Raw genomic sequence first — 19,746 nt, forward strand, 5'->3', positions numbered from 1 at the left:
CCTAAAAGTTTTTAAAATTTTATCAACCAATCTGCCATTAAACTCACCTTAACGCACTTACCAAAAGGACACAAGGCTCATCGGTGAATTGGTGGCAAATTTAGCGTAATTTTAAGGTCATCAGTCCAAGCACCACCAAAATAATACACACAATATAAAAACGCGCGACTACTTTGGTTTCTTTGAGTCCAAGCTCTTCAAAATGATGATGTAAAGGTGCCATCAAAAAAATGCGTTGTTTACGCAGACGATAAGAACCAACCTGTAAAATCACCGATACCGCTTCAGCCACAAAGATACCGCCCATGATCGCAAACGCCAACTCTTGGCGAGTCATCACAGCAATGGTACCAAGCATACCCCCAAGACTCAATGCACCCACATCGCCCATAAATACATCGGCGGGTGCTGCATTATACCAAAGAAAGCCCAAGCCTGCGCCAATCATGGCAGCACAGACGATGGTAACCTCAGCATTATAAGCAATATAAGGCACATGCATATAATCAGCAAAATGTGGCGAGCCAGAAATATAAGCAAAAACGCCCAAGCCTGCTGCGACCAAAACTACGGGTAAAATCACCAATCCATCCAAACCATCTGTCAGATTCACCGCATTAGATGAGCCTGCCAACACAAAATAAGTCGCAATAATAAATCCCAAACCCAATGGGATCGCTGAAAACGGAATCACAATGTCTTTAAACAGTGGGATTAGCATGTCTTGCATGGCGATCATGGTATTGGTATCTTGCTGTGTGGCGATGTAATACATCGAACAGCCAGCAAATAGCGAGCCGACCGATAGCCAAAAATATTTTTTGCGAGCAATCAGTCCTTGGGGGTTTTTGTGCTTGATTTTTAGCCAATCATCTGCCCAGCCAACTGCACCAAAAATGACCATGACCACCATTAAAATCCAAACATAAGGATTGCCTAAATCCGCCCATGCCAAGGTAGCAATACCAATCGCCACCAAAATCAGCACCCCGCCCATCGTAGGCGTGCCTTGTTTGGCAAGGTGAGTTTTTGGTCCATCATCACGCACGGCTTGACCGTATTTTAAGGTACGCAGATAATGAATCACAGGCTTACCACCAATGATAACAATAAGCAGCGATGTAATCACCGCAAGCAGTGCCCGCAAAGTCAATGAACCGATGGCAATGTCTGTTTGCTGTAATAGCCAATACAACATGAAGCATCCTTAATTTGTTAATGGTTACAAGCGGTCAAATCAGCAATCAGGCTCTCCATTGCCATGCCACGAGACCCTTTAAATAACACGGTGGCGGAACCATGTGATAATAATTGACGCAAATCCTTTAAAAGACTTGGCTTATCTGTATAATGTCTGGCAATGGATTTTTGTTCATTGATTGCAGCGGCAGTGTGTGCCATGTGATTGCCCAAAGTCAATACATGATCAATCTCAAGTAAAGCCAACTGATGCCCCAGTTTGGTATGCTCATCATCTGCCGCATCTCCTAACTCAAAGATATCACCAAGCACCAATATCTTAGTGTCTAATTCAGCTTCAAGCACTTTTGCTGCAGCGAGCATGGAAGTTGGGTTGGCATTATAAGTATCATCAATAATGTGATATCCATCCATTGACAGACGCATCAAACGACCCTTAGGTGGCGTCGCACGCAGAAGCCCTTTGGCGATTTGTTCAAGTGGTACGCCCAGTGCAAAAGTCGCCGAAGCTGCCGCCAACGCATTCGCCACATTATGCTCACCAATGAACGGTAGATGAACAGGCAAGCTGTCAATTTGATCAATATCAATATTGGTATTTAGAGTAAATGTGCTGTGCGTGGCAAAAGTTTCGATATCATCAGCAAATAAATCCCCCATCATCAGCACCGAGCTGATACCTTCGGCTTTAAGCATAGCTTGATCCGTCGCTTCAAGCCCCGCTTGCTCAATCGGCACGGCACGCTCACCAAACGATAAATGCAGCTTTGTAAATTGAGACGCTTGCTTTAAAAGCTCTGGATAAAAGTCATCTGAAAACGGTAAAATTGCCACGCCCTGACTGGTCAGTGCCGAATAAATCTCTGATTTGGCACACGCAATATTAGCCCGACCACCAAACTCACCCAAATGCGCTGTACCGATATTTAGTATCAACGCCACATCAGGACGCACCATTGACGCTGTATAAGCAATCTCACCCAAATGATTTGCCCCAAGCTCTATCACCAAAAAACGATGCTCATCAGTCAGCTCAAGCAACATCATCGGCACGCCAAGATCATTATTTAAATTGCCACGCGTGATGAGCGTCGGTGCAATTTGACTTAAAATAGCACCAATCATCTCTTTGGTCGTCGTCTTGCCACTAGAACCAGTCAAGGCAATGACCGTCAAATCAGGGTGAGCGTCTCGCCGAAACTTACCCAAATTCCCCAAAACAAGCTTAGTATCTGCCACCAAAAGCTGTGGCATATCGCAATCAACAACACGCTCAACAATCGCCGCAGATGCACCTTGCTGATACGCATTTTGGATAAAATCATGCGCATCAAATCGCTCACCTTTGATTGCCAAAAAAACATCGCCTGCTTGGATTTGGCGTGTATCAGTCACAATACGACGAGCGTCAATCTCAGCCTTATCACTGTGATGCCACTGCCCCTGTGTGGCTTGTTTTAGGTTATCTTGGTTCCAAAAATATGCACTTGAATTTGTCATGCGATTGCCTTTTATTACTTTTTATTTTTGATATTTTTGTAAAAACTCACCCAATACTGCCAAATCATCAAAATCATAACGCACGCCTTGGATTTCTTGATAAGTTTCATGCCCCTTACCTGCAATCACAACGATATCAGTTTTGCCTGCGGTTTTAACCGCCAATTCGATGGCATTTTTTCGATCAGGCTCGATGATGATTTTATAATGATCCTCACAAGACAGCCCTTTTTGCATATCTGCTAAGATGGCAGATGGCGATTCAGAACGCGGATTATCAGCAGTCAAAATCACTTGATCTGCATACGCCAAACCTGCTTGGGTCATCTGCGGGCGTTTACCTCGATCACGATCACCACCGCACCCAAAGACGGCAATTAGCCGGCCTGTACAGTGGCGACGCAGGCTTGATAAGACCTGCTTAAGTGCGTCGGGCGTGTGTGCATAATCAATAATAAAAGCACCCGTCTGAGATGACGCACGCTGCATACGCCCTCTTGCACCTTGTAATTGAGTAATCAAATTTGGCAAATCTGCTGCCCTTGCAGGGTTTAAAGCCGTAAATGCCGCCATACTGGCAAGCAAATTATCCACATTAAACAACCCAAGCAAAGGACTTATCGCCGTCATCTCACCTTGAGATGTTTGTACCTCAATCTCAACACAATCAAGGCTTGGGCGTACTGCTTTGGCATAAAAATCAGCGTTTGGCTTTTGTTGGCTATATCCAATTATCTGAAAATCTGCCGCCTCATAATCAAACAAAGCAGGCTCATCATCTAAATTCACCACACCAAATCTTAGTGTTGGGAACAATGATTGATCAAAAAGCTTGGCTTTGGCATCACGATAAGACGCCATATCAGCATGATAATCCAAATGATCTCGGGATAAATTGGTATAGATAGCACCGATAATTGGTACGCCTTGTAAGCGATACTGATCAAGCCCATGCGAGCTTGCCTCAAGTGCAATCATTTGTACGCCTTCTTGTGCCATTTGATGGATAAATGTATGTGTCAATAACACATCGCCTGTGGTGTTGGCGGACTGGATCAGCTGACCCAATCGTCCATTACCTGCCGTCCCCATCACAGCAGAGCTGATGCCAGACGCTTGACAAAGCTGTGCGATCAGCTGACTGACTGTGGTTTTGCCATTCGTACCTGTTACCGCAATAATCTTGGGCAATGCCACGGCATGATGTAGCTGAAGGCGAGCAGCAATCAAATCACCCAAATAGGTGCGAATATTTGGCACGCTAACGATAGGAATTTGTATGCCATCTAAATCCAGTCCCACCAAATCAAACTCACTGATGACAAATGCCGCACTGTCTTTGACCGACATAAGATAACGATTGGCATTATTTAGGTTTGTCTGAGCATCTTGACGACTACTTTTTAACAGTACAAAACCATCATCTGTACCAATCTTACGACTATCCAAACAAAATTGGTCAAATTGACACGCCAAAATCGGTGCAAACACAGACTCAAGTGTCATCAAACCAAGTTCTGCCGCCACAGTATGGGGGGTGGCCACCGCTTTTTGGATCACTTCACGAAAACTTATTGGCATCATCATACATCCTTAATCAGCTAAATTCATCGGTCAGTTTAGGGTGCTAAAACCCGTAAAGGCTTATCATAAGGCACATTATATAAGCGCAGTGCCTCTTTCATCACTTGGTGGAATACGGGTGCTGATACTTGGCCTGCATACGATTGGCGGCGTGGATCTTCAACCAAAATTGACACCACAAAGCGTGGATCTGACGCAGGTGCCAAGCCCACAAAAATCGCACGATGCTGATCGGTATAATAACCACCTTGTGGATTGGTACGCCGACTGGTACCTGTTTTACCCGCCACACGGTAGCCATTGATGGCAGCGGCTTGACCTGTGCCACCTGGTCCTGTCACAAGCTCCATCATACGCACAATGGCTTCGGCATGACCTGCATGAATGACTTGGGTAGGTTCGGGCGTTTTTTGATCTTTAACAAGTTTTAATGGCTGCATCAGCCCCCGATTGCCAAGTGCTGCATAAGCTTGGGCCAACTGTGCCAATGTCACTTGCTGACCATAGCCATAACTTAGTGTTGCACGGCGTGCCAGCTCACGCTCTTTTGGAATGCTAACTCGTCCCGATGCCTCAGCAGGGAAATCCAGTGCCGTCTTGCGGCCAAAGCCAAATTTAAGCTGCATATTAGCGATGGCATCAGTCGGTAAATTTAACGCAATTTTTGTTGAGGCAACATTACTGGATTTTTGGATCAGTTTATCTAGCGTGATGACGCCATAATTACCACTATCTCGGATCGTATATCCACCTACCGACATACTGCCTGGGCTTGTATCAATCACAGAATTTGTGGTGTATTTGCCAGATTCAAGTGCGGCGGCCACTGTGAACGGTTTCATCACCGAACCTGGCTCAAACACATCAAGCACGGGGCGGTTTCTTTCGTTAGCACCATCTCGTTCGGACAAATTATTAGAATTAAAAGATGGCCATGACCCCATCGCCAACACTTCGCCCGTCTTAACATCAACCACCATGCCTGAGCTTGAACGCGCCGACTGCAAACGCCCAACCTGCTCAAGCTCTTTATAAAGCACATACTGCAATCGTGAGTCAATTGTTAAGCGAATGTTTTCGCCTTCAATAAGCGGTTCAATTTGCTCAATCTCTTGAATGGGCTGCCGACCAGTACCACGCAAAATCTGTACCTTGCCATCTTTGCCCGCCAAACGCTCATTATATTTAGCCTCAATGCCTGCACGCCCAATATAGCCGCCTTGAGTCTCGTCACTTGACTGAGCCATATAACCCAAAAGCTGTGCATTGGGTTCAGCTTGTAAATAGTAGCGTTGAAAATACTGCTCACGACCAATGGCAAATAACCCCAAATCTGTGACGGATTTGGCAACTTCAGGTGATACACGGTTTAATAGCACCAAACGGCGTGAGCTTGCACCTTTTGGTAAAGCTTCTTTGACTTTTTGGCTATTAGAGGTGTCAAGTGTATGATCAATCCCAACAGCCGCTTCAAGTTTTTCAAGCGGATAATTTGCCGCCGCTGCCAACCTAACCAAGTCCATTTCTTTGAGTTTTTTGAGTGCTTTTTGTTTGGCGGTTTCACTTTTGGTGGTTTTTATTTCATTGTCCAAGCGATAATATTCTTCGGCATAGGCATAAGGATCAAAAAATACCGTATATAATGGTGCATTGGCAGCCAAAGGTGCACCTTCACGATCTGTGATGACACCTCGATACGCAGGTTCAATGCGTTTGCCCGTAATCAACTCATCACCTTTATCAATAAAAAACTGCGGATTGACGATCTGTAGATAAAATGCGCGTGCAAAAATCGCCATAAATATACACAGCATCAACCCCCCAATGATCAAATATCGCCAAGCATCTTGCTTGCCACCAGCCAAATTAGCGCCAGATTTTTTGATGCGTTTTTTGGTTAAAATCCCAAAAGTCTTGGCAGACGCCTTTGGACGGTGTAAAGACGCTGCTGTCGTCGCTGAGCCAGTTTTTGGATTTTTTCTTTGTTTGGTCATGCTTTACTCGCTATTTTGGCTTGGCTCAGAGTCAGGCTTAGCACTCGGCGTAATGACACGGCGGTTTTCATTGGTCGGAAAAAACATTCCAAGCTCACTGACGGCACGCTGAGCAACTTGCGGCGTGGCACTGAATGTTTGCTGCTCAATCATCAACCTTTGCTCTTCAATTTTTAGCTCATTTAATTCACGACTGCGTTTTTGTAATTCAATATAGGCTTCGTGTCGCTCTTGGGTTTGGGTGACGATGCCCAAAGCGGTTGCAAAAATCATCACAACCAAAACCGCCAACACCAAACGCAAAACCCAAGTCATGCTTGAGTTGAGTGTTGTCATCAAAGGAGTGTTGCTCATGAAAATCGCCACCTATCAAATAAAATATATCAATCTTCGTCTTGTGCCACCAAAGCGACATCACTACGCACAGCACCACGCAGCCACGCACTGCGAGCTCTGGGATTGGCTTTAACTTCCTGATCACAAGGCCCAATACGCTTTGGTTTACCAAAATATTTTGGACGCTTAGGGATGATCGGCAGGCGTGCATCTTCTTCATACTGTCCACGACTGTGACGCTGCAAAAACTGCTTAATCAAACGATCTTCAAGCGAATGAAAACTAATCACCGCAAGCATACCACCTGCTTTTAGCACCCCGATACTTTGTGCCAAAAATGCCTCCACATCTCCAAGCTCATTATTAATAAAAATACGCATTGCTTGAAAGCTTTGAGTGGCAGGATGTTTGCCTTTTTGCCATGCAGGATGGGCTTGCTTGATGACTTCGGCTAATTGTCGTGTGGAAGTGTAATTTTGCATGGACTTAATCGCTCGGGCAATCTTGCGAGAATGGCGTTCTTCGCCATATTCATACAACACATCAGCCAGCTCATCCGCCGATACACGCTGTAACCACTCAGAGACAGGCTCACCTCGTGTGGTATCCATACGCATATCAACTACGCCATCACGCATGAAACTAAAGCCACGAGTTCCATCGTCTAACTGGGGGCTTGAGACACCCAAATCCGCCATCAAACCATCAATTTTATCAATACCCAATGCCTGTAAATTTTTTGTTAAGTGAGCAAAGCTGTCATGCACAACCTTAATGCGTGTATCTTGTGCTGCCAGACTTTTGGCGACAGCGATGGCTTCTGGGTCTTTATCAAAGACCGCCAAAGTTGCCTCAGGTGCCAAATATTCAAGCAAAAGCTGGCTATGTCCACCACGCCCAAAAGTGGCATCCACATACACACCTGAAACTTTTGAAGTGACATCGTTTAATTGTTTGACACCAAGCACCATCGCAACTGTTTCTGGTAACAAAACCGTCGTATGACTAAATTCATCAGAGGTGGAAATGGTGTTTGACATGGTGCTCACTGTGGTTATTTAGCAAAAATGATGAATGCTATGCCAGTTGCTTAGATATCTATTCGCCGAATAAAATATCATCAGATGGGAACATAACCTTACTATTTTATCAATAAATCAAAGAGTTGTGGGAAGTTTATCAAAATTTTTTGTGTACGTTATTGTATTGTTTGTACATTTTTCAATATTTTTCATCATTTTATAAAGCGTGTGACTGTCTCTACCAAAAACTGTGGCGATTTGTTATCATAGCACAAACAATTCGTTTTCCTAAGTTAGAGAAAATCATGACACGACCTGTACGCACCCGAATCGCACCAAGCCCAACTGGCTTTCCTCATGTAGGCACCGCTTATATTGCACTGTTTAACTTAGTATTCGCCAAATCCATGGGTGGTGAATTTATTTTACGCATCGAAGATACCGACCAAGTCCGTTCTACTAAGCAATCTGAACAAATGATTCTAGATGCACTAAAATGGGCTGGATTATCTTGGGCAGAAGGTCCGGATGTGGGCGGCCCGCATGCGCCTTATCGTCAATCTGAACGTGCCGATATTTATAAAAAATACGCCGAGCAGCTGTTAGATGATGGACATGCATTTCGCTGTTTTTGCACACCCGAAGAACTTGATGCCATGCGAGAAGCACAGATGGCAGCAGGTTTGCCCGTTAAATACGATGGTCGCTATGCCAATTTATCACGAGAAGAATCAGATGCGTTGGTCGCCCAAGGCAAACCATTTGTGATTCGTATGCGTGTACCATCAAACGGCGTTTGTACCATCAAAGATATGCTGCGTGGTGAAGTTGTCATTCCTTGGGAACAGGTAGATATGCAGGTTTTGCTAAAAACTGACGGTCTGCCGACTTACCATCTTGCCAATGTGGTTGATGACCATTTGATGCAAATCACCCATGTTTTGCGTGGTGAAGAGTGGTTGCCCTCAGCACCCAAGCATCAGCTGTTATATGAATATTTTGGCTGGCAAATGCCAGAGCTTTGTCATATGCCACTACTTAGAAACCCCGATAAATCTAAGCTGTCTAAGCGTAAAAATCCAACCTCCATTACCTACTATCGAGATGCAGGCATACTCCCTGAGGCATTGATGAATTATCTGGGTCGCATGGGTTACAGTTTGCCAAATGAACAAGAAAAATTCACCCTAGATGAGATGATTCAAAGCTTTGATATCCAGCGTATTTCCTTGGGCGGTCCTGTCTTTGATATTGAAAAGCTATACTGGCTCAACGGTGAATATCTGCGGACATTATCCGTTGACGACCTAAAAAATAAAATCTTGGCATGGGCAAGCGATGACACTAAACTCACCGCCATCGCTCGTGCCATTCAGCCACGCATTAATTTATTATCCGATGCAATCAACTGGGCAGGTTTTTATTTTCAAAATTTACCCGCCATCACTGCCGAAGATTTTGCCTACAAAAGCCTAGATAATGAGCAGATATTAGAAATTTTATATTTGGCGACTTGGCAATTAGAAAACTTGCCCATTTGGAGCGAAGAGAATATTTACCAAACCCTTAAAGGCTTGGCGGCACATTTTGACATTAAATTAAAAGATTTTATGCAGCCATTTTTTGTGGCGATTGCAGGCTCGACCTCAAGCACACCTGTGATGAATTCCATGCACATCATCGGTGCAGATATGACTTTGGCACGCTTACGGCACGCTTGTGAGATACTTGGTGGATTAGGCAAGAAAAAACTCAAAAAATTAGAAGAGAAAAATAAATCTCTGCCTAATTTTTTAGCCTAAATACCAAAGCCTTATGCCATGACGGTTAGTTAATCCACTTTATGCCATAGTACTCAAGGTCTGTATTTTGCCTGTATTTTTGAAAAAATGCTTAAAAAATGCAAAAAATGCTTGACGGCTCAAATTTATTCTGTATAATACGCTGTCATTAGCTTAGTATGGGGCTATAGCTCAGTTGGTAGAGCACTTGCATGGCATGCAAGGGGTCAGCGGTTCGACTCCGCTTAGCTCCACCATAACTAATCTCGTACAAAAATGTAAGCACCTAGGCAATTTCTTACATTTTTGGCAGTTACTCATTTTTTTAATTTAAAAATAGTGACTGCTTTATTTAAAAGTCTAAGTACTTTTACTTGCGTCCCATTCGTCTAGAGGCCTAGGACACCGCCCTTTCACGGCGGTAACAGGGGTTCGAATCCCCTATGGGATGCCAATATTTTTCTTACAAAGAAGCAAATAGCCAGTCTGATCACATGACTGGCTTTTTTGTTGATTTATTTTTGCTTTAAAGTTTTGGTTAAAGCACAGTTTAAATTAAATTATGGCAAATTTTCATACACATCTCACCGCTGGTGTTATTGGCAGTACCATCATCGCCGCTTTTGGTTTTTATTTTGAATTATATGGCTTAACGACAGCGGTGCTTTGTTTGGCTGTTGGGACATTAGGCAGCCTGTTGCCTGATATTGATCTTGACCACTCAAAGCCTGCTTCTCAAGGCTTTTTAATCGCCTCATTGGTCGTCTCGACACTAATCACCATTTTATACGCCAACCGCTATCATGCTGACAGGCTTTTGATTGACTCTTTGATTTTGTGGATGGGTGCGTTTTTATTACTCAGGCTTGGCTTATTTGGCACTTTTAGTCGCCTAACAGTCCATCGTGGTATGGTGCATTCTGTGCCTTATATGGCAATGTTTGGGCTACTATTGGTATGTGGGGCGTTTTATGGACTAAAATTGACGGCATTTGTCAGCTGGCTATTTGGTGCTGCCTTATTCATGGGTGCGCTGATTCATTTGATCTTGGATGAAATTTATGGCGTCAATATTTATGGCTTAAGGCTCAAAAAATCAGCTGGTACTGCCTTTAAATTTTTTGAGATAAAAAAACCGTTTGGTTATATTTTTTTATATGTCATTATTTTGGTTTTAATTTATGTTGCACCATCATCAGCCGATTTTATCCGAGCATTGGGTCGTTTTGGCACATAAAATGGCAAGCAGTACCTTGATGAGCAGCTGGTTAAGCTGTCATTTCGCACTTTAGCCTAATAAGACGGATTAATCAATGATGATAAAACCTATGTGGTTTTTGCCTGCTTTTGCCGACCTGCACGAAAAACAAACGCATCTTGATAAAAGCTTGGATCGGCATTATCCCAAAAATGTGGTACACCTAAAATTGGCAATGGATGCAAATGCTTTGGTGTCACACCCTCCACCAAAAAATCATTTAATTGATTGCATAATATCTCGTCGATACGCTTTAATTGCTCAGGCTGCGATAGCTCAAAAAACGCTTTGGGTACATGCACGATAAGCGTGTGGGCACATAAGGATTTATAAGGTGAAATCAGTTGCTCAAGCAGCGCATGCCCAAAGACAAATACTTTGGCGTGCGTATCTGGCTGTAACAGATGGTACCAATATTGGCGTGTATTCACCAAACAATTTTGCCAATCAAATGCCACCAAGGCATCACCAATCTGAGTGCCAATGGTGTCTTCGCTGACCACAAAAATTGCCCCATTTTCATCAAAAACTGTAATGGTATCACGCACACGATTTCGACCATTGCTTGTGTTTTGATGAGCAAAATGCGCAATATGCTTGGCATTTAGCATGGATTTGGTTTTTGGAAATACTGACCAAACGCACGCCCCAAACCAATCATGCAGATTGTCACGCGTGGGAATTTTGGCGGTTTGATGAATGTACATTTCGTATGCTGTGCCATGTGGCAAATCATCTTGAGCGGTGAATTGAAGCGGTGTATTTGCCACCTGTAGACAGGGATAAATATTAGATAATTGAAAATAATCATTTATCCATACTGACAAATGCCCCCCTTGATAGGTTTCACCAAAGGCTCGATGAATATCAGCATAGGGCATCAGATGAGGCATGGCTTGGTTGATTTGCTGAAAACTTGGCCAAAAGTCCAGCTCAGCTTGAGCGATGCCTTTGATATCTTTCATACGCTAGCTCCCACACTGCATGCCAGCTTTATGCCTTCTTCAATGCTTAGATAAGTTTTTTTGCTTGGGGTGTCTTTGAACACCATCTCACCATCGTGAAAAACGATACATTCATCCACCGCTAATTGCTGCCATTGCTCATTGTCAGTCAACGGAATGGTTACCAAAATCGTGACCTTATCTTTATCAGTAGTTACATCACTAAAATTCACCGTCATCTCGCCATCAGACAGCGTCGCCTCACCAAAGGGTGCTTTGCGTGTCAAATAAAATAACAAACTGCCTGCATACGCCAATTGCCAATTGCCATTTGAAATTAAGCAATTAAACAGCCCATTTGCCGCCAAATATCGGCACTGTGCCGTCAAAAAAGCAAACAACATCTCATCAGTTGGGCGTGTTTTAAAGGTTGCTTTTAGGCGGTTTAAGAGATAACAAAACGCAAGCTCACTGTCTGTGGTGCCAACAGGTGCATAATGTTCTGCATTACCATTAGTCATCAGCCTTTGGGTGCGACGAATAAAGCCATCGCTCATCTGCCCATTATGGGCAAATGCCCATTGTTCTCCCCAAACTTCTCGCACAAAAGGATGAATATTGGCCAGTCCATGACCCCCTGTGGTTGCCTTGCGAATATGGGCAATCACATTCATCGCTTCAATGGGATAATGATTCACCAAATCAGCCACAGGCGATAAATGGCTGGGTTTATCATCATGAAACTGACGAAGCCCAATATCACCCAATGCTGTCCGCTCAAAAAAGACAATGCCAAAGCCATCTTCATGATAGTCGGTAAGTCCGCCACGCTTTCTAAACCCTGTAAAGCTAAATCCAATGTCAGTGGGTGTATTGGCATTCATTCCAAGCAGTTGACACATGATTATTTCACCTTTGCCCAATGATAACTTGCCAAGCGTTTCATCAAGTCGGGATTTTTGACCATGATGTTATCGCCTGTGCGTCCTTGTTCACGGTTATGGTGAATGACATTTAGTCGCAAAAGCCAAAAAATGGTGGCACTATAGGCAAGCATCACAGGCAAGGCGGTTTTTTCGTTGTCCGTTAAGGGGCGGACACTCGCATAGCCGTCTATAAAAGTAGTCATTTTGTTCGTGTTAAAATTCACGCTCTCGCCGTCATTGGCATTGCCCCATGTGGTACAAAAATCGTTGATGGTGATGGCAATGTCCACCAGATAATGCTCAACAGATACCTCGGTAAAATCAAGCAGTCCTGTCAGCTTTGGTGTATCGCCCGTAAAATCCCACAGCGTATTATCTGCAAACATGTCCAAATGGCACAAGCCTTTGGGCAAGTCATCAGGTAAATTGGCATAGGCTGTCCAGATATCGTTCATGAGACGAGCCTCATCGGTAGGCATATAGGCGGTTTCACGCTCTTTGACCCTTGTCCAGTCATACAGTGGTACGCCATAATCTTCACTTGGCTGCAAGGTTGTTAAAGCGTCATGCAAAGTCGCCAAAGCTTTACCCATTTCATGGCACATGGCAACATCTGTCAGCACAGGATGACTGCCTGATAACTTTGGGACGATTAAGATGGCTTTATTTTCATAACGCATCACACAGTCCTCACCAATATGATTGCCCTTGGCGGTCATCTTGATAAGCGGTGCAGCAATCGGTAGCCTGTCTTTGAGTGTGTGCATGATGGTTGCCATTTTAATGATATCATCAGGTACACGCTCTTCATATAAAGTAAAAACATGGCTAAACTCACCATCTTCATCACTGTCAGTTTGGATGAACCAGTTAGAATTTTTGATGCCTTGGGTGATGGGGGCGGCTTTTTTAAATGCTACCCCAAACAACCCACAAAAGGCAAAAAATTCATCATCAGATAAGTGAGTATAAACAGACATGGGCAACCCCAACATAAAATAAAACTATATTGTAATAGATTTTAAGGCAATTGCGATAAAATTTTTCATATTTTACCAAAGCATGCCTGCCCTTGGTCACATTTTTTATAAAATATGATCGGATGAAACACTGCCAACCCATCTTGAATGATGCATAATATTCAATTGATGTGCAAAACGATGGTAGAACTTGCTATAATGCTTGGCATAAACTGTACTTTTTATGCTTTTATCGGTTAAGCTTATGGCTTTACTGAAGCATTTGACCGTTTTTACCTTTGTTTATTGATTGTTTAAGGAAAATCATGTTAGCCAAACGCCTAATTCCTTGCTTGGATATCGAAAATGGCCGTGTTGTTAAAGGTGTCAATTTTATCGACATTAAAGACGCAGGCGACCCTGTTGAGGTTGCCAAACGCTACAATGACCAAGGTGCTGATGAAATTACCTTTTTGGATATTACCGCAAGCTCAGATGGGCGAGATACTACCTATGAGATGGTTGAGAAAATTGCTCGTACCATTTTTATTCCGCTGACGGTCGGTGGCGGTGTACGCAAGCTTGAAGACATTCGCAATTTATTAAATGCAGGTGCGGATAAAGTTGGCATCAATTCTGCTGCCATCACCAATCCTGATTTCGTCAATGATGCTGCCAGCCGTTTTGGTAATCAGTGCATCGTTGTATCAATTGATGCCAAACGAGTAGGCGACATCGATGGACAGCCCCGTTGGGAGATTTTTACCCATGGCGGACGCAAGGCCACAGGCATTGATGCGGTGCAATGGGCGGTAGAGATGGCCAAGCGGGGTGCAGGTGAGCTTTTGGTAACCAGTATGGACGGTGATGGCACACGCCAAGGCTACGATTTATTATTAACACGCACCATCAGTGATTTGGTGAATATCCCTGTCATCGCCTCAGGTGGTGTGGGCAATTTACAGCATCTGGCAGATGGTATCTTAACAGGTAAGGCTGATGCGGTATTGGCTGCCAGCATTTTTCACTTTGGTGATTATACCATTAAACAAGCCAAAGAATTTATGGCAAACCAAGGCATTACCATTCGCCCAATTTAGCCCATTGGTCTACAGTCATTTACCTAAGCTTTTATTGATTAATGTTAATTTTATCGCATCATACCAATCAAACAAACTATCTTAAACAAATTATGGGTAACTGTCGGTAAATTATGATAAAATGGTTAGGATAATTAAAAGACACATCTTTTGAGAGTAGATTATGACAACTTATACCGAACAAAAAAATGCCGTAACCCATATTGATGGTGCGTTACATGAAAATGCCAATTTGCGTATTGGGATTGCCGTTGGTCGCTTTAATGGCTTTTTGGTTGAAAGTTTGGTAGAGGGGGCTTTGGATGCTCTGCTGCGTCATGGCGTGCTGGGTGAGAACATCACGGTTGTGCGTGTACCGGGGGCATTTGAGTTGCCCTTGACCACCAAACGCATGGCGGTCACGGGCAATTATGACGCCATTGTCGTGCTTGGGGCGATTATCCGTGGGGCGACACCGCATTTTGATATCGTGGCAAGTGAGTCCGCCAAAGGTTTAAGCCATGTGGCTTTGCATCATGACATTCCTGTCATTAATGGCATTTTGACCACCGAAAACATTGAACAAACCATTGAACGAGCTGGCACAAAAGCAGGCAATAAGGGTTATGAGGCCGCCATGACTGCCATTGAAATGGTCAGTGTCTTAAAGGCACTTTAACCCAAAGTATTTACCCAGATTTCATCATAAAAATAGCATCGCTGTCTGGTTTTTGATTTCCCCATTAAAAGATGATTTTAATGCAGTATTATTTTAAGGCCGAATATGACCACCCCCAACCCCCAAAATGACCAATTTGACATCAACGAAACTGGCTATAAAACCAGCCATACCGCCGTACGCAAGGCTCGCCGTTTTGCTGTGCAGGGTCTGTATGAATGGCTGATGACTGATTACCGCTTTGCCAAACAAAGACGAGATTTGTTAGGGGGTAATGAGCCACATACCATCGCCGCCCGAACTCGTGCCGATAATGCCATGCACACCGTACATTTGGGCTATTATCATGAACTGATGCGTAATATCCCTGCCCAAATTGATGAATTAGAATCCCTGATTGTCAGCCAACTTGACAGAGAGTTATCCAAACTTGACATTATCGAACACGCCATTTTACTCATTGGCACTTATGAGCTTAAACATAGCCTGCATATCCCCTACAAAGTGGTGTTAGATGAAGCAATGAAGCTCAATGTCCATTTTGGGGCAACCGATGCTCATAAGCTTATCAATGCCGTCATGGATAAGATTGCCAAAAATGTGCGTCAGCCAGAGGTGCAAGCTGATAAATAAAAACACGGATTGCTCTTTTTATCCGCTAAGTTTTGTCCATCAACCCATCACCCACCATGTCCGAATTTTCCCTAATCCATACCCATTTTAAGCACCTAACCGCCCCCCACCAACATACCGTGTTGGGCATTGGTGATGACTGTGCCATCAGCAACATTCCCCCAAACAGTCAGCTGGTCAGCTGTGTGGATACGCTGGTGGCAGGACGGCATTTTGTCCATGAGACCAGCCCCCACGCCATCGCTTATAAATCGGTGGCGGTCAATCTGTCCGACCTTGCCAGCATGGGAGCGACGCCTTATGCCATTTTGGTGGGCTTATCTTTACCAAAGTTCATGGCAAATGACAACTTTTGTCAGGCATTTGCAGAGGGTTTGGCGGCTGCTTGCACACCGTTTGGGATAGAGCTGATTGGGGGAGACACCACAAGCTCACCCATTTTAACGATTTCAGTAACGGCACTTGGATTTGTGCCACATGGGCAGGCAATCACACGCCAAGGGGCATGCGTGGGCGATGTGGTGTGTGTCAGTGGTACGGTGGGGCTGGCAAGCCTTGCTTTGCATGGGATTTTGGACGATTTACATGGAGACGGACACGCCAACCGACCGCCAAAGAGCTTGCCTGAAAAATTACGCCAAGCCATGCAATACCCCGCCCCACAAGTGGCACTTGGCAGGCAGCTCATCGGCTTTGCAAATAGCATGATAGACATCTCGGACGGTTTGGGGCAGGATTTGGGGCATATCTTAACCGCTTCAAATGTCGGTGCGGTGATTGACCTTGATGCCATACCCAGTGATGCCTTGCTTGATGCCTTGCCCCATGCCCAAAAATGGCAACATCAAATCAATGGGGGCGATGATTATCAGTTGTGCTTGACCATGACAAAAGCAAATTTTAAACAATTTAATCAATCATATCCAAACAGCATCTTTGCCATTGGTGAAATCGTGGCACAGCAAGGGTTAACATTGATGAATCATCATCAAAAAGTGGATTTAACAGTACAAGGGTGGGAGCATTTTTAACATGAATGAATTACAATCAATTAATGATTTATTTAAAAATCGTATTTTTAGAATACCAAATTATCAAAGAGGTTACGCTTGGCAAAACCCCCAGTTAAGTGATTTTTGGAAAGATGTCATCATTCTGCCACAAGATAAAAGTCATTATACAGGTGTATTGTCTCTAAAAAAGATTGAAAATATTGATGAAAAATACAAAGATGAGCGATGGCTGATTGAACAAGGTGTAACGCCATTTCATATTGTTGATGGTCAGCAGCGATTAACGACTTGCGTGATATTCATTCAGGCTTTTATTGAATTTTTTGAAGAAAAAAATCCCAATGTTATCATTGATGATAAATCATTATCTGAATTAAAATCTTATTATCTTTATCAAGAAAAGGACAATAAAATCCTAACAGCTTATAAATTTGGTTATGAAGTTGATAATCCAAGCTTTAATTATTTAAAACAAAAAATTTTTAATAGTCAAGAAAGTGGAAATGTCCAAGAAACTTTTTATACACTTAACCTTGAAAAAGCTAAATCATTTTTTAAAGAAGAAATAGAAAGTTTATTTAATAAAAAAAATGATGAAAATTCCGAACAAAATGGTGAAAATTCAGTCATCGAATTATTTACCAAAATAACTCAGAATTTTTTATTTAATATCTATGAGATTAGTAATGATTTTAATGTATTTGTTGCCTTTGAGACCATGAATAATCGTGGTAAAAAATTATCAAATTTAGAATTATTAAAAAATAGAATTTTATATTTAATCACACTTTATGACAGTCATGTTTTGTCCAAAGATGACGAGAATACATTGACTGATTTTGTTAATGAAACATGGTCAGAGATTTATTATCAATTGGGCAGAAATAAGAATAATCCATTGTCTGATGATGATTTTTTGCGTAATTATTGGATTATTTATTTTCATTATACCAAAAAAAGAGGAAGTGATTATATTGATTACTTTTTAAATGAAAAATTTACCGCTGAACAAATCTACGATTATAATCATGGTAATGGCGAGGGATTAGACCCCGAAAAATTAAAAGACTATTTGAATAAACTAAAATTGTTATCACAGCATTGGTACAATATACATTTCCCAAATGAAAACTATTCGCCAAAAGAAAGATTGTGGTTAAATTGCTTAAATCGATTAGGTTTTATGTATTTTAGACCATTAATTACTGTGTTGTTTTTAAAAAATAGTGGCATAAAGACAGGTGATAGAGTTAAAATCCTTAAAAGTATTGAACGATTTATTTTTATTCATTTTAGATTAAATCGTAATCAATCAAACTCTGGCGAAACGCCATTTTATAATTTGGCTAATCGTATTGCCAGCCAAACTGATCAGGACAGCGAAAATAATATTGAAAAAATAGATAAAGCATTAAAAGAACAATTGCACCGATGGTTTAAAAAAACAGATGATGAGAAGGATCCGTTTGAACCAAAATATTTTAATGATTATATTCAAACAAGACATTTGGGATTTTATGGTTGGAATGGGCTGCACTACTTTTTATATGAATATGAATATTCCCTATTTTCAAATTATGGTAATGAAAAAATAGAATGGAGTTTATTTGTTAAGCCTGATGGTAACGATAAGGTGTCTATTGAACACATTTACCCACAAAATCCAAAAGATGAAGATTGGCAAGACTTCATAAACTATTCGGCAGATGAAAGAAAGTTGTTGCAAAATTCATTAGGTAATTTATTGCCATTATCTTTTAGTATTAATAGTAGTCTACAAAATACTTGCTTTAAAGATAAGAAAAATCAGAAACTTGATGCAAAAGGTAATGAAAAAAGGCGTGGTTATACCCAAGGATCTCATTGTGAAATTGAAGTGGCAAAAAATGAAATATGGACGGCTGACACCATCAAACAAAGGGGTTTAAAACTGCTGGAATTTATGGAAGAGCGTTGGGGTATTTCATTGGGCGATGATTTGGCAAAAATACAACTGTTAGGATTGTCTTTTTTGGATGATGCTAAAACAGAAAAGGAAAAGGGAAAGCAATGACCAGCCACAAACCTGACATTCGTCAAGCAAACCCTTGCCCGCCTTGCCCTGCCACCGCCACGGCTTGGGAGAAGGCGATTTATTGGCTTGGGGTTGGGCTTGGCACAGGTTTGCCTAAAAAAGCCCCCGGCACTTGGGGAACAGTGGGCGGGCTTATGATTGCTTTGCCCATGCTTTTGTTGGGATTTTGGGGATTTTTGGTGGTTGTGGTGGTTGGCTGTTTGGTTGGCAGTTATGTGTGTGGCAAAACCTCAAAGCTGATGGGCGTACACGATGACCCACACATTGTCTTTGATGAATGGGTGGGCATGTGGATTTCGCTTTTGCCAAGTGTGTGGTTGCTTGCTCAAACACAAGATACAGCTAAAACTGGCTTAGAGTATTGCCACCCAAGCACTGCGTTATTATTCATTGTCCCTTTTGTTTTATTTCGCTTTTTTGATATCATGAAGCCCCCTCCGATTAAATGGGTGGATAAAAATGTCTCTGGTGGATTTGGGATATTGATTGATGATGTGTTGGCAGGGGTGATGGCAGTAATTTTCATTTTCATGCTTAGGGCGATTTTAATTTTAATGCTTAGTTGGTTTATGTTTTACTAAAGAGTGAACAAATTTTATGCCAAGTTAAAATTTGTGCTAAAATAGCCACACATATTGGCAAAAATCATCAACCAGTCATCACATGTTTACCGTCTTTTTAAACCGTCTTAAACCGTCTTAAACCGTCTTAAACCGTCTTAAACCGTCTTAAACCGTCTTAAACCGTCTTAAAGCGTCTTAAAG

The 19,746-nt window shown here is 42.5% G+C and carries 17 protein-coding genes and 2 tRNA genes; 10 read left to right on the forward strand and 9 right to left on the reverse strand.

The window, feature by feature from the left end:
* Window positions 1-100: 100 nt before the first annotated feature.
* From mraY to rsmH, 6 genes are read right to left on the reverse strand one after another with little or no spacing between them, the layout of a single operon-like run.
* A complete protein-coding gene (gene mraY, locus A4U55_RS01705) occupies window positions 101-1,198 on the reverse strand; it encodes a phospho-N-acetylmuramoyl-pentapeptide-transferase (RefSeq protein ID WP_003657308.1) in 1,098 nt (365 codons plus the stop codon).
* A 17-nt stretch (window positions 1,199-1,215) separates the two neighbouring features.
* On the reverse strand, window positions 1,216-2,700 hold the full coding sequence (locus A4U55_RS01710) for a UDP-N-acetylmuramoyl-tripeptide--D-alanyl-D-alanine ligase (RefSeq protein ID WP_063453943.1): 1,485 nt from the start codon (window positions 2,698-2,700) through the stop codon (window positions 1,216-1,218).
* A 21-nt stretch (window positions 2,701-2,721) separates the two neighbouring features.
* A complete protein-coding gene (locus tag A4U55_RS01715) occupies window positions 2,722-4,284 on the reverse strand; it encodes a UDP-N-acetylmuramoyl-L-alanyl-D-glutamate--2,6-diaminopimelate ligase (protein WP_003657306.1) in 1,563 nt (520 codons plus the stop codon).
* A 35-nt stretch (window positions 4,285-4,319) separates the two neighbouring features.
* Window positions 4,320-6,278: a peptidoglycan D,D-transpeptidase FtsI family protein gene (locus tag A4U55_RS01720; protein WP_003660461.1), complete on the reverse strand. Its 1,959-nt coding sequence runs from the start codon at window positions 6,276-6,278 to the stop codon at window positions 4,320-4,322.
* A 3-nt stretch (window positions 6,279-6,281) separates the two neighbouring features.
* The gene (gene ftsL / locus A4U55_RS01725) at window positions 6,282-6,632 is read right to left on the reverse strand and encodes a cell division protein FtsL (protein WP_003657301.1); all 351 of its coding nucleotides are present in this window, start codon (window positions 6,630-6,632) and stop codon (window positions 6,282-6,284) included.
* A 29-nt stretch (window positions 6,633-6,661) separates the two neighbouring features.
* Window positions 6,662-7,654 (reverse strand): 16S rRNA (cytosine(1402)-N(4))-methyltransferase RsmH, encoded by a 993-nt coding sequence (gene rsmH / locus A4U55_RS01730; RefSeq protein ID WP_003664973.1) that lies wholly within the window; start codon window positions 7,652-7,654, stop codon window positions 6,662-6,664.
* Window positions 7,655-7,914: 260 nt separating this feature from the next.
* Here rsmH and gltX point away from each other — a divergent pair, with 260 nt between their 5' ends.
* From gltX to A4U55_RS01750, 4 genes are all read left to right on the forward strand, one after another.
* A complete protein-coding gene (gltX, locus tag A4U55_RS01735) occupies window positions 7,915-9,438 on the forward strand; it encodes a glutamate--tRNA ligase (RefSeq protein ID WP_369801715.1) in 1,524 nt (507 codons plus the stop codon).
* A gap of 160 nt (window positions 9,439-9,598) precedes the next feature.
* Window positions 9,599-9,674, forward strand: a tRNA-Ala gene (locus tag A4U55_RS01740).
* Window positions 9,675-9,795: 121 nt separating this feature from the next.
* Window positions 9,796-9,871 (forward strand) — tRNA-Glu (locus A4U55_RS01745).
* Between the two features lie 108 nt (window positions 9,872-9,979).
* A complete protein-coding gene (locus A4U55_RS01750; protein ID WP_003660455.1) occupies window positions 9,980-10,654 on the forward strand; it encodes a metal-dependent hydrolase in 675 nt (224 codons plus the stop codon).
* Between the two features lie 89 nt (window positions 10,655-10,743).
* Here the strand turns inward: A4U55_RS01750 and A4U55_RS01755 are convergent, their stop codons facing one another.
* From A4U55_RS01755 to A4U55_RS01765, 3 genes are read right to left on the reverse strand one after another with little or no spacing between them, the layout of a single operon-like run.
* Entirely contained in the window at window positions 10,744-11,640 is an 897-nt protein-coding gene (locus tag A4U55_RS01755; RefSeq protein ID WP_063453944.1) for a DUF3025 domain-containing protein, read from the reverse strand.
* Window positions 11,637-12,521 (reverse strand): class II glutamine amidotransferase, encoded by an 885-nt coding sequence (locus tag A4U55_RS01760; RefSeq protein ID WP_003660453.1) that lies wholly within the window; start codon window positions 12,519-12,521, stop codon window positions 11,637-11,639. The genes A4U55_RS01755 and A4U55_RS01760 overlap by 4 nt, the downstream gene beginning before the upstream one ends.
* Before the next feature lie 2 nt (window positions 12,522-12,523).
* The gene (locus tag A4U55_RS01765; protein WP_063453945.1) at window positions 12,524-13,525 is read right to left on the reverse strand and encodes a homoserine kinase; all 1,002 of its coding nucleotides are present in this window, start codon (window positions 13,523-13,525) and stop codon (window positions 12,524-12,526) included.
* A 305-nt stretch (window positions 13,526-13,830) separates the two neighbouring features.
* On the opposite strand from A4U55_RS01765, the gene hisF reads away from it, so the two are divergent.
* The 6 genes from hisF (at window position 13,831) to A4U55_RS01795 (ending at window position 19,563) form a co-directional block, all read left to right on the forward strand.
* Window positions 13,831-14,604 (forward strand): imidazole glycerol phosphate synthase subunit HisF, encoded by a 774-nt coding sequence (gene hisF / locus A4U55_RS01770; RefSeq protein ID WP_003657285.1) that lies wholly within the window; start codon window positions 13,831-13,833, stop codon window positions 14,602-14,604.
* 163 nt (window positions 14,605-14,767) lie between these two features.
* A complete protein-coding gene (gene ribH, locus A4U55_RS01775) occupies window positions 14,768-15,262 on the forward strand; it encodes a 6,7-dimethyl-8-ribityllumazine synthase (RefSeq protein WP_003657284.1) in 495 nt (164 codons plus the stop codon).
* Window positions 15,263-15,367: 105 nt separating this feature from the next.
* Window positions 15,368-15,895, forward strand: coding sequence for a transcription antitermination factor NusB (gene nusB, locus A4U55_RS01780; RefSeq protein ID WP_003662901.1), 528 nt, complete (start codon window positions 15,368-15,370; stop codon window positions 15,893-15,895).
* 56 nt (window positions 15,896-15,951) lie between these two features.
* The gene (gene thiL / locus A4U55_RS01785; protein WP_152694918.1) at window positions 15,952-16,926 is read left to right on the forward strand and encodes a thiamine-phosphate kinase; all 975 of its coding nucleotides are present in this window, start codon (window positions 15,952-15,954) and stop codon (window positions 16,924-16,926) included.
* 1 nt (window position 16,927) lies between these two features.
* Complete coding sequence (locus tag A4U55_RS01790) at window positions 16,928-18,961, forward strand: DUF262 domain-containing protein (RefSeq protein ID WP_063453946.1); 2,034 nt, start codon at window positions 16,928-16,930, stop codon at window positions 18,959-18,961.
* Complete coding sequence (locus tag A4U55_RS01795; RefSeq protein WP_003662905.1) at window positions 18,958-19,563, forward strand: phosphatidylglycerophosphatase A family protein; 606 nt, start codon at window positions 18,958-18,960, stop codon at window positions 19,561-19,563. Before A4U55_RS01790 ends, A4U55_RS01795 begins: the two co-directional genes overlap by 4 nt.
* Window positions 19,564-19,746 lie beyond the last annotated feature (183 nt).

Origin of the sequence: Moraxella catarrhalis (genome assembly GCF_001632285.1) — a bacterium.
GTDB classification, from domain to species: Bacteria; Pseudomonadota; Gammaproteobacteria; order Pseudomonadales; family Moraxellaceae; genus Moraxella; species Moraxella catarrhalis.

Coding starts and splice junctions, on each gene's coding strand:
- mraY (WP_003657308.1), bottom strand. CDS start 1,198: ATGTTGTATTGGCTATTACAGCAAACAGACATTGCCATCGGTTCATTG.
- A4U55_RS01710 (WP_063453943.1), bottom strand. CDS start 2,700: ATGACAAATTCAAGTGCATATTTTTGGAACCAAGATAACCTAAAACAA.
- A4U55_RS01715 (WP_003657306.1), bottom strand. CDS start 4,284: ATGATGCCAATAAGTTTTCGTGAAGTGATCCAAAAAGCGGTGGCCACC.
- A4U55_RS01720 (WP_003660461.1), bottom strand. CDS start 6,278: ATGACCAAACAAAGAAAAAATCCAAAAACTGGCTCAGCGACGACAGCA.
- ftsL (WP_003657301.1), bottom strand. CDS start 6,632: ATGAGCAACACTCCTTTGATGACAACACTCAACTCAAGCATGACTTGG.
- rsmH (WP_003664973.1), bottom strand. CDS start 7,654: ATGTCAAACACCATTTCCACCTCTGATGAATTTAGTCATACGACGGTT.
- A4U55_RS01750 (WP_003660455.1), top strand. CDS start 9,980: ATGGCAAATTTTCATACACATCTCACCGCTGGTGTTATTGGCAGTACC.
- A4U55_RS01755 (WP_063453944.1), bottom strand. CDS start 11,640: ATGAAAGATATCAAAGGCATCGCTCAAGCTGAGCTGGACTTTTGGCCA.
- A4U55_RS01760 (WP_003660453.1), bottom strand. CDS start 12,521: ATGTGTCAACTGCTTGGAATGAATGCCAATACACCCACTGACATTGGA.
- A4U55_RS01765 (WP_063453945.1), bottom strand. CDS start 13,525: ATGTCTGTTTATACTCACTTATCTGATGATGAATTTTTTGCCTTTTGT.
- hisF (WP_003657285.1), top strand. CDS start 13,831: ATGTTAGCCAAACGCCTAATTCCTTGCTTGGATATCGAAAATGGCCGT.
- ribH (WP_003657284.1), top strand. CDS start 14,768: ATGACAACTTATACCGAACAAAAAAATGCCGTAACCCATATTGATGGT.
- nusB (WP_003662901.1), top strand. CDS start 15,368: ATGACCACCCCCAACCCCCAAAATGACCAATTTGACATCAACGAAACT.
- thiL (WP_152694918.1), top strand. CDS start 15,952: ATGTCCGAATTTTCCCTAATCCATACCCATTTTAAGCACCTAACCGCC.
- A4U55_RS01790 (WP_063453946.1), top strand. CDS start 16,928: ATGAATGAATTACAATCAATTAATGATTTATTTAAAAATCGTATTTTT.
- A4U55_RS01795 (WP_003662905.1), top strand. CDS start 18,958: ATGACCAGCCACAAACCTGACATTCGTCAAGCAAACCCTTGCCCGCCT.